Source organism: Cytobacillus sp. QJM3NY_8 (genome assembly GCF_056173585.1).
The window spans coordinates 1,443,359-1,468,057 of the sequence record NZ_CM149681.1 but is presented as its reverse complement, the minus strand read 5'-3'; the positions used below and the strand labels follow the sequence as shown (position 1 = coordinate 1,468,057).

The 24,699-nt window shown below is 39.4% G+C and carries 22 protein-coding genes and 1 other annotated feature; of the genes, 2 read left to right on the top strand and 20 right to left on the bottom strand.

What is annotated here, in order from left to right; translation table 11 throughout:
• Window positions 1-114 precede the first annotated feature (114 nt).
• From AC0VZ9_RS07715 to AC0VZ9_RS07700, 4 genes are all read right to left on the bottom strand, one after another.
• On the bottom strand, window positions 115-1,305 hold the full coding sequence (locus tag AC0VZ9_RS07715; protein WP_475397189.1) for a competence protein CoiA: 1,191 nt from the start codon (window positions 1,303-1,305) through the stop codon (window positions 115-117).
• A gap of 187 nt (window positions 1,306-1,492) precedes the next feature.
• Entirely contained in the window at window positions 1,493-2,155 is a 663-nt protein-coding gene (gene mecA / locus AC0VZ9_RS07710) for an adaptor protein MecA (RefSeq protein ID WP_009331203.1), read from the bottom strand.
• Window positions 2,156-2,570: 415 nt separating this feature from the next.
• On the bottom strand, window positions 2,571-2,966 hold the full coding sequence (spxA, locus tag AC0VZ9_RS07705) for a transcriptional regulator SpxA (RefSeq protein WP_009331204.1): 396 nt from the start codon (window positions 2,964-2,966) through the stop codon (window positions 2,571-2,573).
• Between the two features lie 474 nt (window positions 2,967-3,440).
• On the bottom strand, window positions 3,441-4,016 hold the full coding sequence (locus AC0VZ9_RS07700) for a GNAT family N-acetyltransferase (protein WP_009331205.1): 576 nt from the start codon (window positions 4,014-4,016) through the stop codon (window positions 3,441-3,443).
• Window positions 4,017-4,264: 248 nt separating this feature from the next.
• Between AC0VZ9_RS07700 and AC0VZ9_RS07695 the strand changes: the two genes are divergently transcribed.
• Entirely contained in the window at window positions 4,265-4,453 is a 189-nt protein-coding gene (locus tag AC0VZ9_RS07695) for a hypothetical protein (protein ID WP_009331206.1), read from the top strand.
• 115 nt (window positions 4,454-4,568) lie between these two features.
• On the opposite strand, the gene AC0VZ9_RS07690 is transcribed toward AC0VZ9_RS07695, so the two are convergent.
• From AC0VZ9_RS07690 to AC0VZ9_RS07665, 6 genes are all read right to left on the bottom strand, one after another.
• Complete coding sequence (locus AC0VZ9_RS07690) at window positions 4,569-5,774, bottom strand: putative glycoside hydrolase (RefSeq protein WP_009331207.1); 1,206 nt, start codon at window positions 5,772-5,774, stop codon at window positions 4,569-4,571.
• A 400-nt stretch (window positions 5,775-6,174) separates the two neighbouring features.
• Window positions 6,175-7,110 (bottom strand): ABC transporter ATP-binding protein, encoded by a 936-nt coding sequence (locus AC0VZ9_RS07685; RefSeq protein ID WP_071156843.1) that lies wholly within the window; start codon window positions 7,108-7,110, stop codon window positions 6,175-6,177.
• Between the two features lie 2 nt (window positions 7,111-7,112).
• Window positions 7,113-8,180, bottom strand: a complete 1,068-nt coding sequence (locus AC0VZ9_RS07680) for an ABC transporter ATP-binding protein (protein ID WP_009331209.1) — start codon at window positions 8,178-8,180, stop codon at window positions 7,113-7,115.
• 12 nt (window positions 8,181-8,192) lie between these two features.
• The gene (locus tag AC0VZ9_RS07675; RefSeq protein ID WP_026041682.1) at window positions 8,193-9,110 is read right to left on the bottom strand and encodes an ABC transporter permease; all 918 of its coding nucleotides are present in this window, start codon (window positions 9,108-9,110) and stop codon (window positions 8,193-8,195) included.
• On the bottom strand, window positions 9,110-10,045 hold the full coding sequence (locus AC0VZ9_RS07670) for an ABC transporter permease (RefSeq protein WP_009331211.1): 936 nt from the start codon (window positions 10,043-10,045) through the stop codon (window positions 9,110-9,112). The genes AC0VZ9_RS07675 and AC0VZ9_RS07670 overlap by 1 nt, the downstream gene beginning before the upstream one ends.
• 95 nt (window positions 10,046-10,140) lie before the next feature.
• A complete protein-coding gene (locus AC0VZ9_RS07665; RefSeq protein WP_071156841.1) occupies window positions 10,141-11,787 on the bottom strand; it encodes a peptide ABC transporter substrate-binding protein in 1,647 nt (548 codons plus the stop codon).
• Between the two features lie 614 nt (window positions 11,788-12,401).
• Window positions 12,402-12,621 (top strand) — a binding site (T-box leader).
• Window positions 12,622-12,731: 110 nt separating this feature from the next.
• Between AC0VZ9_RS07665 and trpS the strand changes: the two genes are divergently transcribed.
• Complete coding sequence (trpS, locus tag AC0VZ9_RS07660) at window positions 12,732-13,721, top strand: tryptophan--tRNA ligase (RefSeq protein ID WP_009331213.1); 990 nt, start codon at window positions 12,732-12,734, stop codon at window positions 13,719-13,721.
• A 132-nt stretch (window positions 13,722-13,853) separates the two neighbouring features.
• Here the strand turns inward: trpS and AC0VZ9_RS07655 are convergent, their stop codons facing one another.
• The 10 genes from AC0VZ9_RS07655 to fabF form a co-directional block, all read right to left on the bottom strand.
• Window positions 13,854-15,212, bottom strand: coding sequence for an IS1182 family transposase (locus tag AC0VZ9_RS07655; RefSeq protein ID WP_475397188.1), 1,359 nt, complete (start codon window positions 15,210-15,212; stop codon window positions 13,854-13,856).
• A 121-nt stretch (window positions 15,213-15,333) separates the two neighbouring features.
• The gene (locus tag AC0VZ9_RS07650; protein ID WP_009331216.1) at window positions 15,334-16,080 is read right to left on the bottom strand and encodes a YjbA family protein; all 747 of its coding nucleotides are present in this window, start codon (window positions 16,078-16,080) and stop codon (window positions 15,334-15,336) included.
• A 135-nt stretch (window positions 16,081-16,215) separates the two neighbouring features.
• Entirely contained in the window at window positions 16,216-16,431 is a 216-nt protein-coding gene (locus AC0VZ9_RS07645; RefSeq protein WP_009331217.1) for a YuzI family membrane protein, read from the bottom strand.
• 155 nt (window positions 16,432-16,586) lie between these two features.
• Window positions 16,587-17,507 carry an oligopeptide ABC transporter permease gene (opp4C, locus tag AC0VZ9_RS07640; protein WP_009331218.1) on the bottom strand — a complete coding sequence of 307 codons (921 nt, stop codon included), beginning with the start codon at window positions 17,505-17,507 and terminating at the stop codon, window positions 16,587-16,589.
• 12 nt (window positions 17,508-17,519) lie between these two features.
• On the bottom strand, window positions 17,520-18,485 hold the full coding sequence (opp4B, locus tag AC0VZ9_RS07635) for an oligopeptide ABC transporter permease (protein ID WP_019381485.1): 966 nt from the start codon (window positions 18,483-18,485) through the stop codon (window positions 17,520-17,522).
• Between the two features lie 99 nt (window positions 18,486-18,584).
• A complete protein-coding gene (gene opp4A / locus AC0VZ9_RS07630; protein WP_009331220.1) occupies window positions 18,585-20,315 on the bottom strand; it encodes an oligopeptide ABC transporter substrate-binding protein in 1,731 nt (576 codons plus the stop codon).
• Between the two features lie 35 nt (window positions 20,316-20,350).
• Entirely contained in the window at window positions 20,351-21,370 is a 1,020-nt protein-coding gene (locus AC0VZ9_RS07625) for an ABC transporter ATP-binding protein (protein ID WP_475397187.1), read from the bottom strand.
• Window positions 21,367-22,392, bottom strand: a complete 1,026-nt coding sequence (locus tag AC0VZ9_RS07620) for an ABC transporter ATP-binding protein (protein ID WP_009331222.1) — start codon at window positions 22,390-22,392, stop codon at window positions 21,367-21,369. The genes AC0VZ9_RS07625 and AC0VZ9_RS07620 overlap by 4 nt, the downstream gene beginning before the upstream one ends.
• A 157-nt stretch (window positions 22,393-22,549) precedes the next feature.
• Window positions 22,550-23,206, bottom strand: coding sequence for a DUF2268 domain-containing putative Zn-dependent protease (locus AC0VZ9_RS07615; protein WP_139266825.1), 657 nt, complete (start codon window positions 23,204-23,206; stop codon window positions 22,550-22,552).
• 254 nt (window positions 23,207-23,460) lie between these two features.
• Complete coding sequence (gene fabF / locus AC0VZ9_RS07610; RefSeq protein WP_251263754.1) at window positions 23,461-24,699, bottom strand: beta-ketoacyl-ACP synthase II; 1,239 nt, start codon at window positions 24,697-24,699, stop codon at window positions 23,461-23,463.

Below are 24,699 nucleotides of genomic sequence, written 5' to 3'. Positions count from 1 at the left end.
TCCTCCATTCAAAAGTCCCATTACACTATCTTCTCTTTCAAGAAACAAATTCCTTCTTTTCAAATAGCGAATGTGCAAATCTTAGATTATTTTATGTTAAATAGATCATTTTCATTAATTGACCTGCAAAGTGCTTTGCGTGATACTCCTATAAAAATCCTCCTCTCTTTGGAGAAGACAGAAGCAATTATCAGGCTCTCCACATGACGCAGTTCTTTTATATAGACCGTTTCCTGTCTGTTTAACAATGTTGAGGTTAATAAGGATATCCAGATATTCTTTAACTGCCAAGACTTCGGATCCGGTTTGAATGAGTGGAATAGACCTGACCCTAATATCATTATTCTTTACCCTATTGCGAAAGGCTGCAACCATCCGATCATGAGAAAAAGGTCTTTCTTTGCCGATGACATCCATGTACAAGTAGGTTTGCCACTGTATGGGCGGCGTCTCTATAAAAGGAGAATGACGGACAGGAAGGCCGATTTCAGGTGGGAGTGAAGCAGGAGCAATTGAGCGGGAGTATAAATCCTGAAGAAAGATATTTTTATAAGCACTGCTGCTTTGAGCCAGGAAATTCTTTACTTTTCGAATTTCCTTTTTCCATTCACTTATGTTAAATTCATTTTTAAAATACGGATCAAATAAAAAATCTGGATCAGCATGGAAGATTGTTTTCACATCGTAATGCGCATAGGCATTTCTGACAGTTAGGGGATGGATTTGGCTGACATTGATAAAGGACTTTGTATTGGGGCAAAATGAAGGGATTACCCATTTGCCAGAAGGGGTTTGCCGAAGAAAAAAGTACTGGAAGCCAGATAAAGAAATTTTTGTTTTCCCAATGCGCTTAATATTTTTTCCTGCAAGTATCCATATTGGAACTATGCCTGACTGAAAATATGCTTCTGACCGTTTTTTAAATAACTCCTCTGAGATGATTGAACATTGATATTCAAGAGCATAATTTACACCTTCATAATGGACACCTATATCTGGCCGCTGGCAAATGTCCGGATAGTATGGCTCCAGAATTGGATCTAACCCTTTTTTCTTTAGCCATTGAAACAAAAGCAGCTTTCCAGAAATATGGTATTCAGACTCTCTTTCATAGCTTTCTGGACATTCAGAACCCTTTTTGTGGCTAAAATGCGGGATTCTCTTATTACCGATCTTCATAATTACTTCCTCTTTGCATTCTGGGCAAAAAAAAGTGTGCTTTTCCCTATACTGTTGTAAATCCGGGATACTCTGTGAACCTAAAAGACTTATTTGAATCCCTTTCTCTGTTGCAGCAACTAACAAATGATCATCTCCTTTCTATGCTAAATGTTCTTTATTTAATTGCTAAATTCCTTTATAACCCTGAAATTCTTTTTGAGATTTTTTGTGCAGCCAAATGCCTATGTTCATCGCTGCAATAAAACAGTGTCAGACACGAACGCTTAAACAAATTAAAGCCGATTTCAAAAATGAAATCGGCTTTGCTTTACTATTTAAAGTGTTTTCTAAGATTTTCAAAAACATCATTTTCTATAATCAATTTACCGTACTCCATTACACGGTGAATAGTTGTGCTCGTTTCGTGCCCGTACTCCAGAAGAATGCTTAGCATATTATCTATGTCATCCTCTTCAAAAAGCTCTTCAGGGAACTCTGCGAATAAATAATACTTCCCCTCAAAGGAATATAACTTTGTAGTAATGGAATCAAGAATTGACCGCTTTGATAATGAAATAACGTCTTCAAAATCTTTAAATGATAATAAGAACTCAAGATCGCCTTCATATCCAGGCTCATCTTCATCGGATTTACGGAAATGATGATCGAGCATTTCCTCAATATGTTCATCCACAGGCAAATCTTTCACTTTTTCATCCGGGACAGGAAGTTCAAACTTCTGACCATCCTTTGAAAGCTGGGCCTTTGTTACAAGAACCTCCAGACCCTTATCCAATGCCTGAACCTGAATCCATAAAGGTCCTTCAACAAGAAATTCTTCCTCCTGATGGACTTCATCCATCATTTCCCAAAAGAGTTCCTCACTCCGCTCACGATTGTACCAAATCTCTTCACGGTCAAAGCCTCTTTCTTCTATATCAAGATAAGAAATATAAAATTTAACTGTATGATCATTAATACGTTCGATTTCCATGCAGCAACTCTCCCTTCTGGCTATGATTGAAGGGACTAAATACCCCCAGCAGTCATGTGTTATCCATTTACCCGTAAACCAATTGGTTAATCCCCGATTTAATTGAAGGTAAACTGTATTTTGTACCTTGTACTTTTATTTTATGACAAATTGAGCATAAAGGGAATTAAAAAGTCGTATGTTTAGAAAAACCGTTAAATGCCTATATTGTCGCAAGGTTTCATTCTTATCTAATCTGACTGTAACTATATATTCTCTTATTATATCCATTTTCCTTGTTCTCTTTCACATAACAGACAAAAAGACCTTCTTCTGTTAACAGAAAGAAGGCCTCTTAATTATAAGTATAATTGAGTGAGTTTGTTCATTAACAATCTGGTCTTGAGCTAATGTTCAGTTTTAAATCAAACCAGTTTTAGTTAACCATGCGCTGTGCTTCTCGCAACTGGTAGGTCCGAACTTTTCTTGGAAGGAAACGTCTTATTTCGTCTTCATTATATCCAACCTGCAAACGTTTTTCATCAAGAATGATTGGACGGCGAAGCAGCCCAGGGTTTTCCTTGATCAACTCAAATAAGTCTTGGAGAGGCATTGATTCAAGGTTTACATCAAGCTTTTGAAATGTCTTTGAGCGAGTAGAAATAATTTCATCGGTTCCATCTTCAGTCATGCGCAGAATTTCTTTAATTTCATCAATTGATAGCGGTTCTGAAAAGATATTTCTTTCTTTATAGGCAATCTCATGTTCTTCTAACCATGACTTAGCTTTCCTGCAAGATGTACAACTTGGTGAAGTGTATAATGTGACCATTTTACAAATTCACACTCCTTAAATTAGACATATATGAAACAATCTGAGATTTATATTTGTTTAATCAAATATTTCTAGAGTCTTCTAGATTAAAATTACTTTAATCAAGGAATTTATATTATTTATTATACACCAAACAATATCTATTTGGTATAACTTTTTATAAATATGATAAAAGTATTAAACATTTATTAAACAAATGGATTAAGAATTAGAATCTACTTAATAAGACGAATGAACAAGCAAAAAGTTTCATTTTTTTATATTATTTTTGCTATAATTTCTTCCATAAAGCTTCTTAAGCATTTAGCTCAAGGGAATTTTATGTATTAAATTCTTTTATTTATACTAAATTATTCTATATTTACCCATATGAATTTTGATTAAACCTAAAATAGATAATATTATTTTCTCAATTAATAAATGAAAATGAAAACACAGCCATTTACAAAAATGGCTGTGTTTTCCCAATTCTTAAAGATCCTCCAATACATCCGTCCCATTTTTATTTTCCTCAAAGGTCAGGACCTCTTCTACAGGCTGATAGGACTTCCCATAGAAATGTGCATCTCTGTATGTGTGTATCATTTCATATGTTTTCTTCATGGCTTCATAAATCATTTCTTCACTTTCATTCTCAGGAGACCAATATAGAATTTCCATTGAATTGATTTCATTGGTTGCAAGAGACCGGCGGCTGTATCCAATTGATTGCGCATGCTCAAACCCTTCTCTTTTATAGAACCGAAGGCGCTTTTCTGTATCCGTGTCTTCATAATCAACCGGCTCAACTTCCAAAATGATCGGCTTGCCTTTATCCTTCAGCTTTTGAAGTAATTTATGGCCAAGTCCCTGTCCTCTGGATTCCTTCGAAACAAACAGATAATCAATAAACACAAAGTTATCCAGTTCCACATACATAAGAACATGGTATGGACCTTCGTCTTTATGATAAATGTCTGACCGTTCCTTTAATAAGGTTTCCATGTGTTCTCTGGATTTCATTTCTTCAATAGGGAAATATTGATTCAGTTTTTCATACCAATGCATGGATCTTCTCCTTTTTTTGCTCACAAACGATAAACCGTTAATAGAGCATGAATATTTATTCCAGCATGATAAGCTCCCAGCTTTCCTTTCCACTCACTTCTAAGTTTAAGCCTTATATACTATTTCCAATCAGATAAAGTATTTGTGGAATTACCCCTTTTAATACTGGAAAATTTCGAATAAAATAAGATTAGGGATGTTTATACACTAATCACAGGAAACTGTGAAAAGAAAGATGGAGGTTTATCATGGTTGGTTACATAACTGATTTAACAATTGTTGCGCTGCTCATAATTGGATTTACTGCCTTATTAGGTGTACTAACTAATGGTATTGGAGAAAAGGTATTTGGCGGTAAAAATAAATCCGAATTCGTGGATCAATCTGCAAGGGTGCAGACTGGATGGAAAAGCGTAGGCGGAAAGAAAAAGCGGTAACCTATGCCTCTATACTATGATACCGTATTCAAGATTGGTGTCAAATGATATGTAACTTAATTAATTGATAAACAAAGCCAGAAGGAGGCCAAAAAAATCGGCCTCTTTCTGGCTTTTATGGTGTATAATCCACTTTTGGTGTATACGAATTACCCGCATTCCATAAAAGGAATTCATTAATTCCCTGTTCGTTCAGTGCCTTTATTTGAGCTTCAACCTCGGCCCTTCCATACTTCTTATAATTTCCGGCTCCTAAATATGATGCAGTAAAATCCTGCAGCCACGGTCTTGAAACAGGTGGACTATCCAACTCTTCCAACTTCCTATTCTCAAGTTTTGCATATTCAGAAACCAGCTTATAAGGTTCCAGATCTGGTTTGGCAAGTCCGAAATAGGAAGTCCAGTGGCTTGGATAAATCATAGAAGAAATTACGTCTACATGTTCTGAGATTTTAGAAAAATTCTGACCAATTCCCGGAGCTTCAGGAAGGGTAGCCGTGTAGCCAAAAATATCAACCGATACCTTTACTCCATATGGCTCAAGCTGCTTCCTTGCATACTCAACAAAGTCTGTAACCGCGCTTACACGCTTTTGAACATTTTCAATCTTAAGATCTTCATATTCACCCATACTGTATTTCAAAGAGCTGTCGCGGTGTTCAAAGCCTTCAGGAAACCGGACATAATCAAATTGAATTTCCTGAAATCCCATTTTTGCAGCTTCAATTGCAATTCCCACATTGTAATCCCAAACTTCTTTTAAAAATGGATTTACAAATGATTCACCTCTGCCATTCTTCCATACTGTATTTCCTTCTTTATAAGACCATTCCGGCTTTTTATTTGCAAGAACAGAATCTTTGAATACAACTACCCGGGCAATCGGATAAATTTGCTTCTCTTCCATGACTTTCATGATTTTTTTTGTATCCTTTATGTAAGGTTTTCCAATCTCTTTATATGGTGAGCTGTCTTCAGGAATATAAGTAAGATTTCCCCAATCATCCTTAATATCGATTACCATCGCATTCAAATCGGTATCTTCCATCAATTTCACCAAGGTATTAAACTTTGTGCCGCCTGCAGAATGTCCGGTGACATATATCCCCCTAACAGCATCAGGATATTGAAAATGATAGCCGGAATCAAATTGGAATCGGCTTATTTTTTCTGGCAATGCCTTTACAAGCGAAACATGTTCCCTTTGCGGGTTTCGGCCTGGTTCCTGGTGTTCCTGTTCTTTTGCCTCCCCCGGCTGGGCAGAAATGAATAGACCTGATACTAACATTAAGGCAGCAGCTAAATGTACTGGCTTTTTCAAATGTGTGATGCCCCCTTTATTTAAGTTCTGCTTGTTGTTACCCATTATAAAATTATTTCAATGAATTAAGAACTATCTATATACTAAATTATCTTAATAACTGTTCTTTAAACCAATAATATTTAAAAAATATTAAAATACAGTATAGTTAAATGAATTGACGGAAAAATATAAATAATCGAAAATTCTAATAGTAATATTCTAGAAAATGTTGTATTATATACTAAAGCTTACGTTAGCGAATAAACGTGTTAAAGAGATATTTCCAATATCTACATATATGACTGAGCCATTTACATCTTGGTAACTCCTTTTTACTAAAAAAAAGGATTAACATAAGTTTAGCAAACACTGACTTTTCCAGGATGTAAAAAACGATCTCAGTTGAGATCGTTTTTTGTTATTTGGCATATTGAGCTTTTAATTCGTTATACTCTTTTTCAGAACAGTAAACAAAATGTCCCGGAGTAATTTCACGCATTTCCAGCTTATCATTGTCAGCATAATTGTGAACTGCTGTATCATATGATTTTCTTCTGCGGGAACGTTCCGTTTCCGGATCCGGAAGCGGAATAGCTGACAGCAGTGATTGAGTGTAAGGGTGCATCGGGTTTTTATATAAATCTTCTGCTGGCGCAAGCTCTACCAGTTTACCGAAATACATTACACCAATACGATCACTGATGTACTTAACCATCGATAAGTCATGAGCGATAAACAAGTATGTCAATCCTTTTTCACGCTGCAGTTTTTTCATAAGGTTTACTACCTGAGCCTGGATAGAAACGTCCAATGCAGAAATTGGCTCATCGGCAATAATGAAATCAGGGTCAACCGCAAGCGCGCGGGCAATCCCGATACGCTGTCTCTGTCCGCCAGAGAATTCATGAGGGTAACGGTTAGCATGCTCTTTGTTCAGACCAACTGTTTCCAAAAGCTCATAAACCCGCTCCATACGTTCCTTTTTGCTCTTTGCCAAACCGTGAATATCGATGCCTTCAGCAATAATATCGGCAACAGTCATACGCGGATTTAAGGAAGCATAAGGATCCTGGAAAATCATTTGCATTTTCCGGTTAAACTTTTTTAGTTCTTTTGCAGACTTTTTACCATGAACATCTTCACCTTCAAAAAGAACTTGACCGTCTGTTGCATCGTATAATCTGATAATGGTTCGACCAGTAGTTGATTTACCGCAGCCAGATTCACCTACAAGTCCAAGGGTCTCTCCCTTATAAATATCAAAAGTAATTCCATCAACTGCTTTCACCATATTGGGACGGCCTACATTAAAATGCTGTTTTAAATTTTTAATTTCGAGCAATTTTTCTGCCATTATTATTTTCCCTCCTTCACTAATACAGGCTTTTCAAACGTGGAGGATAATTGGCGCATACGTCTTTTTACTGCTTCCGGCGGCTCAACCTGTGGAGCATCCGGGTGAAGAAGCCAGGTTTTTGCAAAATGTGTTTCTGAAATCTGGAACATCGGCGGCTCTTCTTCAAAGTCAATTGCAAGTGCATATTGATTTCTGGCGGCAAATGCGTCTCCCTTTGGTGGATTTGTCAGATCCGGAGGAGTTCCAGGTATCGCAGCTAATTCAGCTTTATCATCATTTTCTAAGCTTGGCATTGATGCCAGCAATCCCCATGTATAAGGATGACGAGGGTCATAGAAAATTTCATCCACAGTGCCCATTTCAACAATCTGGCCAGCATACATTACAGCTACACGGTCCGCAACATTTGCAACAACACCCAGGTCGTGCGTGATAAAGATAATGGATGTATCCATTTTATTTTGAAGATCTTTCATAAGCTCCAGGATTTGCGCCTGAATAGTAACGTCAAGAGCAGTTGTCGGCTCATCAGCGATAAGCAGCTTTGGATTGGCTGCAAGTGCAATCGCAATCATTGCACGCTGTCTCATACCGCCGGAGAATTCATGAGGATATTGATTAACTCTTTTCTCAGGCATCGGAATACCAACAAGTCTCAGTAATTCAATTGCTCTGTTTTTGCCATCAGTCTTCGTCATATTTTGATGTTTAATCAGCACTTCCATTATCTGATTTCCAACTCTCATCGTTGGATTCAATGACGTCATCGGATCCTGGAAAATCATACTGATTTCCTTGCCGCGGATTTTTTCCATTTGTTTTTCTGTTTTTGGTACGATGTCTTCACCATTTAACAGGATTTGCCCGCCTGAAATTCGGCCTGGCGGCATAGGTATTAACTTCATAATAGACTGGGAAGTAACACTTTTGCCTGAACCTGATTCACCAACAATCGCAAGCGTCTCTCCCTTATGAAGGTCAAAGCTGACTCCCCGGACTGCTTTTACTGTACCTCCATATGTTTGGAATGAGACTTCTAAATTTTTTACTTCAAGTAATTTTTCCATGTTCTCACTCCTTTATTTACGCATTCTTGGATCTAGTGCATCACGCAGGCCATCGCCAACTACGTTAAAAGCAAAAATCGTTAAACAGATAAACGTAGCAGGGAAGAATAAGCGCCATGGGTAGTAACGCATAGCCGGCAATCCATCATTGGCCATTGTTCCCCAGCTCGCTATAGGCGGTGTTAAACCAAGTCCAATAAAGCTTAAGAATGCTTCAGTAAAAATAGCAGAAGGGATCGTTAGCGTCATTGTGACTAGTATAGGTCCCATTGAATTTGGAATTAAGTGTTTGCCCATAATTCTGCTTGTATTTGCACCAAGTGTTTTGGCTGCCAGTACATATTCCTGATTTTTAAGAGATAACACCTGACCGCGTACAATACGGGACATATTGATCCATCCTGTAATAGACATTGCAATGATCATAGTAGACAATCCCTGTCCAAGCACAACCATTAACAAGATTACTAATAATAAGTACGGTACACCATATAAAATATCGGCAAAGCGCATCATACCCTCGTCTGTGCGTCCGCCCTTATAACCGGCAATACCGCCCCAAAGCACACCAATAATTAAATCAATTACAGCTGCAGCAACTCCAATGAAGATGGAAATTCGTGCACCTTCCCATGTACGGGCAAATACATCACGGCCAAGATCATCTGTACCAAACCAATGTTCAGAAGAAGGCGGCTGGTTCTTGTTGCTCAGATCATTTGATGCATAATCATATGGAGTCATATATGGTCCAAAGATTGCCATAAAGATTAGCAGTCCTAATAATACTAATCCAAACAGGGCAAGCTTGTTTTTTCGAAATCGAATAAATACATCTTTCCAGAAAGAAAGACTGGGTTTTGAAATTTTTTCAGCTTCACCAAGCTGTGTTCCGACTAATTTGAACTTATCTTTCGAAATCTGCATAATTACTCTCCTTTCTTCCCGCCAGCAAGTTTGATGCGTGGGTCGATGATTCCGTATGCAATGTCAACAAGGAGAATAGATACAAGCAACAGAATACTGTAGAAAACTGTTACACCCATAATTACCGTATAGTCACGATTGTTGATACTTGTTACAAAGTGTGCACCAAGTCCAGGAATACCGAAGATTCTTTCAATAACGAAACTTCCAGTTAAAATACCTGCCGTTAATGGTCCCATATAAGTTACAACAGGCAATAGTGCATTACGGATCGTATGTTTTACTGTAATTACTCCCCTGCTTAAACCTTTTGATTTAGCAGTCTTAATATAATCATTCGCCAGAACTTCAAGCATACTGGAACGAGTTAACCGGGCTATAAATGCCATCGGTGTGGAAGCCAGTGCAACGGCTGGAAGAACGCTGTGCATAAATGATTCCCATCGTGCTACAGGGAAAATACCCATTTTTATTGCCAGGAAATATTGCAGGAATGATGCCATGATAAAGGAAGGAACAGAGATACCTAATACAGCAACAATCATCGCTGTGTAATCCGGCCATCTATTGTGTTTTAATGCCGCAATGATTCCTAATAGAACTCCTACTGCAACGGCGATAAAAATGGCTTCCATTCCGAGAAGAAATGAAACAGGGAAACCTTCATTAATCAGGTCGTTTACAGTTTGGCTTTTATATTTAAATGATGGTCCAAAATCCCAGTTGACAATTCGAACGAGATACTCCCAATACTGTGCATACCATGGCTTGTCCAGCCCAAAGTGGGCATTCAGGTTTGCTTCAATTTCGGGAGGAAGTTTTTTCTCAGATGCAAAAGGGTTTCCGGGTGCAATGCGCATGAAGAAAAACGTTGCTGTAACAATCATCCAAAGAGACAGAAGCATGTACACCAAGCGTTTTCCAATATATTTCGCCATTGTCAAACACCTCCAATTTATTACAATGCCTTAATCAGAAACGAAGGTATATGGGATTGAGCATCCCATATACCTTTCGTAAAGTTTAGCTATGTTTATTCGAAGTATGCCCATTTATATTGGACATCACCTAGACCGGATACTGCAACATCTTTAAGGTTCTCAGCCTGTACCCAGTTGTTAGTATAGAAATAGATTGGAGCTACTGGCATATCTTCCATGAAGATTGCTTCAGCATCCTTCAATAACTGCTGGCGAGCTTCAGGGTCAGTTTCTGTTGCAGATTTAGCAAGCAGATCCTGGAACTCTTTGCTTTCCCATCCAGTATTGTTGTTACCGCCATCAGCGTCACGGTACATTTCTAAGAAGTTGATTGCATCGTTAAAGTCACCCAACCAGCCCATACGCGCTACCTGGTAATCCATTTGGTTTACATTATCAAGGAATACATTCCACTCAGCGTTATCAAGTGTTACTTCTACGCCAAGGTTCTGCTTCCACATATCCTGGATTGCCTGAGCAATCTTTTGGTGTGCCTCTGAAGTATTGTAAGAAAGAGTTACTGCTGGTAGTTCAGAAGCATCTTTCAATCCAAGCTCTTCAAGACCTTTTTGTAAATATTCTTTAGCTTTTTCTACATCGTTATCAGGGAAATAACCCTTTTCGTTTTCTTCAAACATTGAAGGTGGAACAATTGCCATTGCAGGAAGCTGTTCACCCTGAAGGATGTTATCAATAAGCTCCTGACGGTTAAGAGCATGTGCAAAAGCCTTACGGATATTGACATTATTAAATGGTTCTACAGTTGTATTAAACTTGTAATTGTAAATACCTGCGATTGGCTGAGTAACTAAGCGGCCTTCGTCTTTAAGAGCCTGCATAGCGTCAGTTGGAAGGGCACCTGTTGGAGCTCCAGCCCAATCTAGTTCACCGTTGTCAAACATTGATAATTCAGTATTAGGATCATTGATCATGATCATTTCAATGCTGTCCAGCTTAACTGTTTCAGCATCCCAGTATGTTTCGCTCTTTTCAAGAACGATCTTGTCACTGTGAGCCCATTCAACTAAATGGAAAGGACCGTTAGTAGTGAAATTTTCACCAGCGTCAGTTGCCCAATCTGGGTTAGCTTCAGCAATCTTGCTGTTGACTGGCAGATAAGTATAGAAAGCTGTTAATTCTTCAAAATATGGCGTTGGATTTACTAATTTAACTTCTAGTGTTTTCTCATCGATAGCTTTAACACCAACTGCATCCTTTTCACCTTTGCCTGTGTTGAATGCTTCAGCGCCTTCAAGGTAGTAAAGCTGGTATGCATAAGTTGAGTTGTTGGCAGGATCTAATGCCCATTTCCAAGCATATTCAAAGTCTTGAGCGATTACAGGATCGCCATTTGACCATTTCGCATCGCGAATTGTGAATGTATAAGTTTTTCCGTCTTCAGAAACTTTAATGTCTTCTGCCATTGCTTTTTCAGGCTTACCATCTTGATTGATGCGAGTAAGACCTTCTAACACGTTACGAAGTACAGTTCCAGAAGTCGAATCTTCTGCAAGTCCTGGATTTAATGATGGTGGTTCAGTGTTGATGTTTACTCTTAACTCCTGCGGTACATCAGACTTTCCGCCGTCGTCTCCGCCTTTTTCGCCGCCGTTAGCATTGTCTCCGCCGCCGTTACATGCAGCAAGGAACATGCTTAGCACAAGCAGCATGCTAAAAAAGATCGATAATCTTTTGTTCACGGTATAACCCCCTATTAAATTTCCTCAAACAATATCCTTACGCTTGCCTTTCACAAAAAACACAACTGTGCGCCCCAGATATATTGCTCAAATAGTCTGTTAATTCAATTTAAAAAATTTGCAGACTATTTAGAAGGCAACAAAAAAAGCAAGTTTATATTCTCTTAAAGATAGATTATCCTTATATTCTGATAATTCAGATTAAAAGGAGTAATCTATAAGATGTAAGCTATAAACTTACTCATTATGCACCATACTCTCGCTATCTGGAGTGATATAGTTTTGTTGTAAATGTAACAAAAACGTAAAGATTATGTTTGTTACGTTTATTATAAATAGTTTAAAAACTTATTGCAAGTGGCTTTTTGTACATGCAATCCAATCGAGTATGACATTTTTCGTCAAAAAGTCTTATAAATTAAGAATTTTTGAGATTTAAAAAAATTTTTCTTTTTAAGATTTTTTGCTATTTTAATAGGAATCATCACCCATATATTGTCAAATACAGCCTTGAAATAGAGGCTATCGCTGACTTTTATTTTTCCCTTTATTAACTTGATTTTTGTATCCGGATAGTTTAACTTATTATATAATACAAATATAAATTAATTATCTAGTCGGCAATGAAAAAAGAGTAGTACATTTACTGAGGGTTTAACAGAGAGTCTGTGGCAGGTGCAAACAGGCAGCCCGGTAAATCGAATGGACTTTTGAGCTTCTGAATTTTTCAGGCGCTTCCCTGCGTTATCGGGGACCTATGCATTATTCTGCATAGGGCAGAGTGACTCAGTATTTGAGTAATTAGGGTGGCAACGCGGACCATTCGTCCCTATTTTATAGGGATGAATGGTTCTTTTTTATGCTTTTTTATGCTTATAGCACAAAAATTTCCCTTCACCGCCTGTCAATTCATGATCTTTTAAGCCGATTAAAGGAGGAAAAACATGAAAACTATATTTTCCGGCATCCAGCCCAGCGGTACAATTACCCTTGGGAACTACATCGGTGCCATGAAACAATTTGTTGAACTGCAGAATGACTACAATTGCTATTTTTGCATTGTTGACCAGCACGCAATAACAGTACCCCAGGACAGACTGGAATTAAGAAAAAACATCCGAAGCCTTGCTGCACTATATTTGGCTGTTGGGATTGATCCTGAGAAATCCACCCTATTCATTCAGTCGGAAGTTCCGGCCCATGCTCAGGCAGGATGGATGATGCAATGTGTTTCTTACATCGGTGAGCTCGAACGCATGACCCAATTCAAAGACAAATCAGAAGGTAAAGATGCCGTATCTGCAGGACTGCTGACCTATCCCCCTTTGATGGCTGCCGATATCCTTCTATACAATACTGACTTGGTTCCGGTTGGAGAGGATCAAAAGCAGCACCTGGAATTAACTCGCGATCTTGCAGAAAGATTCAATAAGAAATACAACGATATCTTCACCATTCCTGATGTAAGAATCGCCAAAGCAGGCGCTAGGGTTATGTCTCTTCAGGATCCATTAAAGAAAATGAGCAAGTCTGATCCCAATAAAAAGTCATTTATATCATTATTAGATGATCCAAAACAAATTGAAAAGAAAATAAAAAGTGCTGTAACAGATTCTGAAGGCATTGTTAAGTATGATAAGGAAAACAAACCTGGAGTATCCAATCTCCTTTCCATTTACTCAATTCTTACAGGGAAAACTGTTGCGGAAATCGAAAAAGAATACGAAGGCAAAGGATATGGAGATTTTAAAGCCGGCCTGTCAGATGTTGTTGTTGGAGCAATTAAGCCAATTCAGGATAAATATTATGCGCTAATGGAATCGGAAGAACTTGATCTTGTACTTGATCAGGGAGCTGAAAAAGCGAATAAGGCTGCATACAAAATGATTAAAAAAATGGAAAGTGCCATGGGACTCGGCCGTAAGAGAAAATAAAAAACAGCCTTTTGGCTGTTTCAGTTTGTAGACAAAAAGAGTTCGGAATAGTCTCATTCCGAACTCTTTTTTTCATTTTTTGTAGGACTTCAAGTAATTACAGAGAATTGCAGACCTCTCCGAGGTTATCATTTAGGCCATTTCTGGACCTTGCCAAGTCCAGTTGGCCATTTTCTTCAAATTCATGGCAGCGAAAGTAAGCATCGCCTGCATCGACATTTTTTTAAGTCCCCTGAGGGTTGTCCAACGCATGCCATGCTTTTCTTTTGCATCTGCGAATACTCGTTCAATTGTTTCTTTGCGTTTTTCATAGATCGGTTTGACGTCTTGATGGTGGCGAAGATGATCTGCTTCTTCCACATGTTCCTCCCACACATGACGTTGAATCATTTTTTGATGTGCTTGACTCTGTGTGCATTGAGACAAGAAAGGGCATCCAGCACAAATTCGAGGATCTGATTTATATTGACGATACCCTTCCTTTGTAGTTGTAGTATATTTTAATATCTCACCAGTTGGGCAAATGTAACAGTCAAAATGCTCATCATAAGCATACTCATGTTTTCTGAAGAAACCCTCTTTTGTGCGAGGTCGTGTGTAAGGTAAAGCAGGTGTGATGTCGTTTTTCAATAAGTAGCTCGTGATAGCAGGTGTTTTATAGGCTGCGTCTGCCGCAACAGCTTTTGGTTTACTAACTTTCTCAATGACTTGTTCTACCAATGGCTCTAAAATATGACTATCATGCGTGTTACCAGGGGTTACAATTGCGCCTAACACGAAGCCGTTGCGGTCTGCGGCCGCATGGAAAGAATAAGCGAACTGTTTTGTACGCTCATCTTTTACATAGTAGCCACTCTCTGGATCTGTTGTACTTTCCTTGATTTCTTTGTATTCTTCTTTATCAAACTTATCTGGTGGAATCGGCTTTTTTCCATGATCCTCGCGGTCTTGGTTAATCTCCTCTTGAAGGCGTTCTTGATAAGCACGGGTTTCTTTTCGAACAACTTTCTTTTCAAATTTGAGTTTATTTGCACTCGCTTTTACATGAGTAGAATCTACAAAAACGTGTTCAGCACTAATTAAATTCTTTTCAGCTGCGGTTTTTAAGATTCGGTAAAATATTTGTTCAAAGAGATCGCTGTCTTTAAATCGGCGCTCATAATTTTTACCGAAAGTTGAGAAGTGAGGAACTTTATCGTGAAAGCCATATCCTAAAAACCATCGATAAGCCATATTCGTTTTCAATTCTTCAATTGTTTGACGCATGGAGCGAATACCGAAGGTATATTGAATAAATGTGAGTTTAATTAATATTACAGGGTCAATACTTGGGCGGCCTTTTTCTGAATACTTATCTTTTACCAAGTCATAGATGAATGAGAAATTAATCGCCGCTTCAATTTTGCGGACCAAATGGTCCGCCGGTACAAGTTCGTCTAAAGCAACCATTTCAATTTGATCCCGTTGAATTGGATTATGTTTTGAAAGCATTTAAATCACCTCAAGCATTGTATTACTTCTATTTTAAAATAAAAAAGACTGCAGACAAGCACGATTTTCATCGAGTTTGTCGACAGTCTGAAACAGCCTTTTGGCTGTTTTTTTATTTTTTCTAATTCACTTTTGGACCATGCTCCATTTCCCACATCTTCTCAAAAAACGGCTGTCCTTTAATTAAATTTTCACAAAACTTCTCGTGTTTACCTGACCAGCCGTATTTACTTTCATCGTAAAGTTCATACCATGCCTCTTCAAAGTTCATTGACTGTATTTTCGAATAGCGTTCCGGGCTCCACTCCGTATACCAATATCGGATCTCAGCATCATTTTTGGAAGAGTGAAGCTGATCCAGCGCCATAAACAGCAGCTGTTTAAGCTGTCTTTCTTTTCTCGTCAGGCCTGCCATCAAATCCGGAGATGGAGAAAGGATATGAAATTCCTTTAATGCTGTTTGATCATTAAACGAATAGGCTGCCGTTTCCTGATTTTCAAGCATTTCATATGCCAGCTGCTCCTGCCGCGGGATAAGTCTGCTTTTTCTGATAGGGATATTGTAGCCGATCGTATCGACTGCCAATATGCCTGTCCCGTCTGAAACAACAAAACAATACTCCAATTGAATGCGTTCATGATTTTTCCTTAAGTAAGCTTTTTGATAAATATCGTCTAGCAGTTGTTGTGGCAGCTCAGAAAGATCATTTTCAATATAATTAAAAAGAACCGGGTCAATCTTTAACAGCGGAACCTGATCAAGCAGTTCTACGCCATCATCTTTTCTCCATTCATGAAAATGGCATACATTGTATCCATTCTCCTCTCCTTCAAACCAATTCACCCAAACATCATGAAGATACAACATTTTTCAACCCCCACTTCAACAAACTATTTGTCACTCAGTATGGGCAGTAGGCCGTAAATTTATTCCTATATTGCACTCGCAATCCATTTTTTGTAATAAATTTTGTAATGACATTGCTGAATAAATACCTTCCCTTTATTCATTCACACTTGAATAAGGAAAATATATGCTTAAAGTTATAATAATAATACCGATCGGAAGCAAATAACATTCTGGACGCGAGATAATAAAATAGAGATATTCTTTGAAGGTATGTCCAGTTGTAAGCAAATTTAAATACCCTATTACACTGACTCCTCCTGAAACAGAAATCCCAAAACCAGTTAAAAGCCAAAATGCCCTAAATAACATTTTCTTTACTATATGCGTGAGTCCCAAAAGGTCTTAATGCTGCCATAAACTCACTCCCAGTCTTTTTTTACATGTATATGAAGGAAGCTGTTCGGATATGTACAAGCTATTAGCCTGAAAAAAACAAAAAAACGCCTGAAATAGGCGTTTCTTAACTATCTGTTGGATTTAGGATTGAAGGCATCTTTTAAGCCTTCTCCAATGAAGTTGATCGATAGGATTGTAAATGTTAAAACCGCAGCTGGCGGAATCCATATCCACCACTTACTGGTTAAAACATCCGGACTTCTTGCTTCCTGAAGCATATTCCCCCACGTAGGAATGTTGATCGGAACACCGAATCCCAAGAAGCTTAGGCCTGTTTCAGCTACAATCATCGCTGCCAGTGTAATGGTTGCCTGAACGATAATGGTTGACATTACATTCGGCAGCAAGTGTTTAAAAATGGTCTTTGGTGCAGAGCATCCGATGGAAACCGCACTCATAATATATTCATTTTCCTTCTCAGCCATGACCTTGCTTCGCACAAGACGGGCAGTTCCTGTCCAGCTGAGTACACTTATTACGAATATAAGGGTTCCTGTACTTGATTCGATAAAAATTGATTTTAATACGATAACAAATAGCAGGAATGGGAAGTTCATCATAAAGTCTGTAAATCTCATTAGGGCATTATCGACCCAGCCGCCAAAATACCCCGCAGTAGCACCAACAAGAGTACCAATAGTAATAACAGCTAGCGTGATAGAGAATGCAAGCAAGAGTGAAGTCTTGCCGCCGTGCAGAGTTCTGGCAAAGACGTCTCTGCCTGACTTGTCAGTGCCAAAGTAGTGTTCAGCAGATGGTTCTTTACTCATTTGTGTTAAATTGATCTTAGCTGTCTCCTCAACTGGCATAGTTAGCGGCTCAGCCAATATGGACATTGCACAGACCAGCAGCAGGAAGACCAGACTGACCATTGCTACTTTATTGCGCAAAAACTTGCGGCGGGCGAGAGCCCATGGTGATTGACTCTTCGGAGGTTTAACAGGTTCTGCTAAACCTGGCGAAGTTTGCTGTGATATTGATGGTTCCATACTCCCACCTACCTAACTTAAACGAATACGCGGATCTACTAGACCATATAGTAAATCTGCAACTAAATTTCCAATCAGGGTCAAAATAGTCAGCATCATGGCAATGGCCATCATGACAGAATAATCACGTGCATTAACTGATTCTACGAATAAATAACCGATGCCAGGGTATGTGAAAATGGTTTCTGTGATAATTGCCCCTCCAAAAAGATTGGCAATATCGAATCCAAGTAATGTAACAATAGGTATGATTGAGTTTCTTAGAATGTGCTTATTATAAATCGCAGATTCTTTCGTACCTTTAGCTCTTGCTGTACGAACATAATCCTTGCGAGAGCTTTCGATCATATCATTTCTCAAGAACTGTGTGTAAGCGGCTGTAGCCATGGCTCCCAGGACAATAGCCGGCAATACTGTATGTTTTGCTTTACTTAAATAATATTCCAGTGTTCCCGCTTCTACCCCGCTGCCGATACTTCCACTGGCTGGAACCCATCCAAGATTGATGGCAAAAATATAAATGGCAACCAAAGCTGCAACAAAGCTGGGAATTGCAAGTGCTAGATAGTTAAAGGCTGATATTAAATAATCTCCCATGCTATAGGCAAATCGCCCAGAGTATCTTCCCATTAAAAAGGCTAATAAATAAGTAATTAAAAGAGCTGATATTCCTAAAATGATCGTGTTCGGCAAACGGTCACCAATTAATTCCATAACCGGGCGCTTATGAACAAATGAATCTCCAAAATCTCCTTGGACCACACCACTCATCCAGCGGACATACTGCACAGGAATAGGATCATTCAATCCCATCTGCTCACGCATTTCTTCAATATACTCCGGATCTGAGTTTAATGGGTCAATTTTTCCAGATAGGGCATCACCAGGCATAAGCTTTGCGAGGGTGAAAACCACTACTGAGATAAGGAAAATTATTGGAATCATACCTATGAGTCGTCGAATTGTGTACTGTAGCATTTCCATTCCCCTTACCAAACAAAAATTTATTCGCTGGTTAAACTTGTATTCCTTGGGAGAACAAAATCCCCCCAAGGAATACAGGTTCCTTTTACCCTATTACTCTACAATGTGCCACTTGTGGAACTCATCAGTTCCAAATGGAGTTACTTTCACTCCGCCAACACGCTTGTTGATCGCCCATGGATCTACACGTTGCTCGAAGAAAATGATCGGCAATTCTTCGTTAACAAGCTTTTGCCATTCGTTGTAGACTTCCTGACGGTGTTCAGTTACATCTTTACTAGCATCTTCAGGGAAAGATACCCCTTTCTTGATTAGCTCATCAGACTTTTCACTGTACCATCTCCACATGTTCCACTTGTCAGTAGATAACCAGATTCCAGCTGGATCTGGATCATTAGCAAGTCCCCAAGCACCCATGAATGTTTCAACAGATGGGTCATCTGCTTCAATAGTGTCATAGAATAGGTTGAAATCTTTTAATGAACCGCCGTTTAGCTTAGCATTTAAGCCAACTTCCTGCCAGGATTGAAGGATGAATTGAGCACGGGCTTCTGAAGTTTCAGCGCCTGCCATTGCATCAAAATTAATTGTAAATGGCTTGCCTTCTGGATCTTCACGGAAGCCGTCGCCGTCTTTATCTACATAGCCTGCTTCGTCAAGTAATTTCTTTGCTTTCTCTGGATCATACTCATACTGATTGAGTTCTGAATCATCAATTTTTGCCCAAGATACTGATGGGAAAGGAGTGTTTAATGGTTTTCCTAATCCGTTTGCAAAGCCATCGATAAATGCCTGACGGTCAATTGCGTGTGCCATGGCATGGCGAAGGGATTTGTTCTGGAATTTCTTGTTATCAGAAACTACTACACCTTTTTTAGTGTCATAATGCCCCCAGTCAAAAGCGATATAGCTGTAAGACATGGCATCTGCTTCTACTGGATTTACATTGTCAAGAGCTTTTATAGCTTCCCACTGATCTTTTGGAGCTTCAATAACATCGATTTCTCCGTTTTGCACTAAACCTTGCGCAAGAGAACCATCAATAATTTTGTAAACTACACCATCCAATTTAGCTGGTCCTTGCCAGTAATCATCAAAACGCTCAAATTCAATCATTTCACCAGGTACGATGTTTTTCACTTTAAAAGGCCCTACACCGATTGGAGTTTTACGGATTTGATCTGAGTCCGGAAGCTCTTTAGAAGAAATATCCCCGTAATGGTGCTTTGGCTCAGGATAAACCCAAATATTTTCCAATAAGTTAACAGAAGGCTCAGTTACTGTCACTTCAATTGTATAATCATCAACTACCTTGATCCCTTCAATTGACTCAGCTTTTCCGTCTTTATATTCTTGAGCACCTTTGATCATTGCTACGTTAGCAAAACGTGCACCTTCATAAGTTGGATCAGCAATTAAATACCATGCAAATTCCATATCTTCTGCTGTTAATTCTTCACCATCATGCCATTTAACTCCTTGCTTAAGCTTGAAAGTTAATTTAGTATTGTCTTCAGATAACTCATAATCTGCCAGATTCGGTTCAGATATAAGCTCATCATTTACTTTGAGCAAGCCTTCATGCATAAACTGAAGGGCATTGACATCATCTTCACCCTCGTAATAAGCATAAGATAAAACACCTTTAAATGGCTGAGTGTAACCGAATGTTACTGTTCCACCCTCTTGAGCTTCTCCTGATGCTTTCCCATCATCTTTTGGTTCCTTTTCAGTGCTGGCTTTCTCTCCGCCGCCAGAACATGCTGCCAGGAATACAGACATGACCAGCAGAAGTGATAGCAGCCAAAATGCTGATTTCTTCATTAGTTTCCCCCCGAAAAATATTTTTTGACAAAGCCTTATTTATATAAGTGACAAGCGACTCTATGCCCAGGCTTCACCTCCTTTAAGTGCGGTTTTACACTTTGGCACTCCGGCATTGCATGCGCGCAGCGCGGATGGAAGGTACATCCTTTTGGAGGATCAATCGGGCTTGGCACATCCCCCTCTAAAATAATTCTTTCCTTTTTCTTGCGCGGATCCGGTTCCGGGATCGCAGAGATTAGAGCTTGAGTATAAGGATGCAAAGGCTCTGCATAGAGGCTGTCCTTTTCAGCGACTTCTACAAGGCCACCAAGATACATAACCCCAATCCGGTCACTCATATGTTTAACTACACTCAAATCGTGGGCTATAAATAAGAAAGTAAGATCAAATTCATCCTGAAGCTCTTTCAGCAGATTCAATACCTGAGATTGGACCGATACATCCAGGGCGGAAACAGGCTCATCCGCAATAATGAGCTTTGGTCTTAAAGCCAGTGCCCTTGCGATTCCGATACGCTGTCTTTGCCCGCCGGAAAACTCATGCGGGTATTTATAGTAAGCATCTTCAGGCAGCCCAACTTTCGCAAGAAGATCCATTACTTCCGGCTTAAGTTCTTTTTCGGATTTGCTGTTATAGTTCCTGATGGGCTCTGACACAAGATGCCCAACCATCATCGTGGGATTTAATGATGCATAAGGATCCTGGAAAACCATCTGGAAGTCCTGGCGGATTTTCCTCAGACTGGTTCCTCTTACATTTGTGATATCCTGTCCGTCAAATATGATTTGTCCGTCTGTTGGTTCTAGAAGTCTGAGAATCGTTCTGCCTGCGGTTGATTTTCCGCAGCCTGATTCCCCCACCAGCCCCAGCGTCTCCCCTTTCTTAATTTCAAAGGAAATATCGTCGACAGCCTTAACGACCGCCACAGTCTTTCTAAGGATTCCGCCTTTTATTGGATAGTAAGTCTTTAAGTTCTTAACCTCTAAAAGCACTTCATTGCTGCTTTTATCCTTTTTTAAAACAGCTGTGTTATTATGGTCTGTACTCATCATGCATTCACCTCTTGTTTCGGCTGGCTTGTCTCGTAAAGCAGACAGGCAACCTCATGTCCTGCTTCATTTTCTGCCAATCGAGGTGTAACAGTCAGGCATTCAGGCATTGCCTTAGGGCAGCGCGCCGCAAATTTGCACCCTGTTTTAGGCATATTTTTTAATGAAGGCACAATTCCTTTTATTGTGCTTAGCTTTTCCACTTCTTCATCCATTTTCGGAATAGCTCCCATCAGGAGCTGAGTATAAGGATGTTTTGGATTGTGAAATAAGGAATCTACATCAGTCCGTTCTGCTATCTTTCCTGCATACATAACAATGACCTCATCACACATCTCGGCCACAACACCCAGGTCATGAGTAATCAGAATGACGGACATATCGTTGACTTCCTGGATTTCTTTTAAAAGCTCAAGAATTTGGGCTTGTACAGTAACATCCAGAGCAGTTGTCGGCTCATCGGCGATCAATAGCTTCGGCTGGCAGGCAATGGCGATGGCGATCATGACCCTTTGCCTCATACCTCCTGAAAGCTGATGCGGATATTCATCTACAATTTTTTCAGGCCTTGAAATTCCCACACTTTTTAGAAGTGCGATACTCTTAAGCCGCGCTTCTTTTTTGGAGATTTTCATATGATTGAATAATACTTCCTGCAGCTGGAACCCAATAGAAAAAACAGGATTTAAAGAAGTCATAGGCTCCTGGAAAATCATTGCGATGTCTTTTCCCCTGATTTTATTAATCTCTGAATCTGTCATCTTCTCCAAATGAATACCGTCAAAGATGATTTCTCCATTTCGGATTTGGCCAATTCCTTTAGGCAGGAGCTTCATGACAGAGAGGCTCATTACAGATTTCCCGCAGCCCGACTCTCCTACGATTCCAACTATTTGTCTAGGCTTAACTCTAAAAGAAACATTATCAACTGCATTATAGTATGTACCATCTATGGAAAAAGCCGTTTCTAAATTCTTCACCTCTAGTAATGGTGCGTCTTTATGTTGACGGGGATTTGCGCTCATAGGACACCTCTTACCTTTTCGAATTATTCTGTTAATTCATTCTATTTGTCTAAAATATTATTACAAAGTTATTACAATTGCAAGATTTTTTTAAAATTTGTTAAGATTCATTTTTCTCCACTAAAAAAAAAGCCCACATTTTAGGGCTTTAAAGCGATTACGACTCCAGTTTATATAAAGTTTGATCCACAAAATATTCGGATGGCGCACTAAAAGATAGTTTTGTAGAAAAACTTTTTTTCTCTCTAAATCCCCTTACAATTTCGTAGCCAGCAGCATAACCAATTAATGGAGGGTAGGGTCTTTCACCATACAGTATCTTCTGATGAAGCCTCTCATTCTTTTTTAATTTCAGATGAGTTTTAATCAATTTATCCCAGAAATTCCTGATTTCATCTTTTGAGTATCTGCTGCACCAGGATCCTCTGAATTTCTTGCCACAGTGAATTTCTACCGCATGTTCGGCAAGCCCTTCCAATATGATGGAATCTAGCAGCGTAAATTCTTCAAGCGTTTTTTTCTGTGAGTTAATTCTGCAAGCATGGTGATATTCATGCACAAATAAAGCCTCTATTTCGTCCTCTTCTATATCAGAAGGAAGAAACAGAAAGAGCATATTCGCAAATGAAACTCCCGATTTTCCGGAATGCCGCGAAAAAGGGCCTCCTCCTGCCGACGGGAATATATAAACATCAATATTAGGACCGCCCCACTTCTTCCTATACTTTAAGTATATTTTTTCTGCTAGATTCCATGTTTCTTTTTCTTTTAATTCCTTAAAATCATTCCTGCTGAACCGGTCAGGTTTATACATGCCGAAATCCATTAAGTATTCGTATATTTTTTTGGGGTTATGATCATTAAAGGGTCCTGTAAGTTTTTCACATATTTTAAGCGGTTCATTAAAACTTTCTTCGAGCCATAAATCTGTTTTGACTATCCCATTTTCCCACCTCCATTTATTCGATAGTTAATAAATTTTATGTATGCGGCAGCATTTTGTTCTTCAAAATAAAAAGCCGATTCAAAGGAGGTTCATCTTCCATTGAATCGGCTCTGGTTTAGTTTTTATTCATATCTTTTAAAGACGATGGTTGCATTGTGGCCGCCAAAGCCAAGGGAATTGCTCATTGCAGCTGTTATTTCTTTTTCCCTTGCCTTATTTGGAACATAATCCAGATCACATTCAGGATCCGGGTTTTCAAGATTAATGGTCGGCGGCAGGATCCCTTCCTTCATAGCCAGAACTGTGAAAATGGCTTCAATTCCGCCTGCAGCTCCCAGAAGATGTCCCGTCATGGATTTAGTCGAGCTTACTGCCAATTTATAAGCATGCTCCCCGAACACCTCTTTTATTGCCAATGTTTCAAATTTATCATTATAATCTGTACTTGTACCATGGGCATTAATATAATCAATATCTTCCGGCTTTAAGCTGCCGTCTTCAATCGCCATTTTCATGGCTCTTGCTCCGCCTTCTCCGCCTGGAGCAGGTGCAGTGATATGATAAGCATCCCCGGTAGCGCCATAGCCGACGATTTCAGCATAAATTTTTGCGCCGCGGGCAAGTGCATGCTCCAATTCTTCAAGTACGACAATCCCTGCACCTTCTCCAATAACAAATCCATCACGATTTTGATCAAATGGACGGCTTGCTGTTTTTGGATCTGGATTGGTTGAAAGCGCAGTGTTGGCACAAAATCCAGCCACAGACATTTTTGTGATTGGCGCTTCTGCTCCCCCGGAGATCATCGCATCGGCATCGCCGCGCTGAATAACCTTAAAGGCATCGCCAATTGAGTTTGTACCAGTGGCACATGCAGTTACAGTGCAAGAGTTAAACCCTTTCGCCCCTAAGTAAATGGAGACCTGACCCGTTGCCATATCCGGAATCATCATTGGAACGAAGAAGGGGCTCACCCTTCTGTACCCGCGTTTCATAAATGTCTCATATTGATTTTCAAAAGTTTCCATACCGCCAATGCCTGAACCAATCCAAACACCGATCCGATGCGCATTTTCATCTGTGATCTGAAGGTTCGCATCCTTTACAGCCATAAAGGCTGAAGCAACAGCATAGTGTGTGAAGCGGTCCATTTTTCTGGCATCTTTTTTGTCAATATATTCTTCGGGATTGAAATCCTTTACCTCAGCAGCTACCTTAGCCGGATATTCATCTGCATTTAATCTAGTCAGAGGACCAACACCCGAAACCCCTGATTTAATATTGTTCCATGTCGTCTCTGTATTATTTCCAAGCGGTGTTACAGCGCCGATGCCTGTAACGACAACTCTTCTTTTATTCAT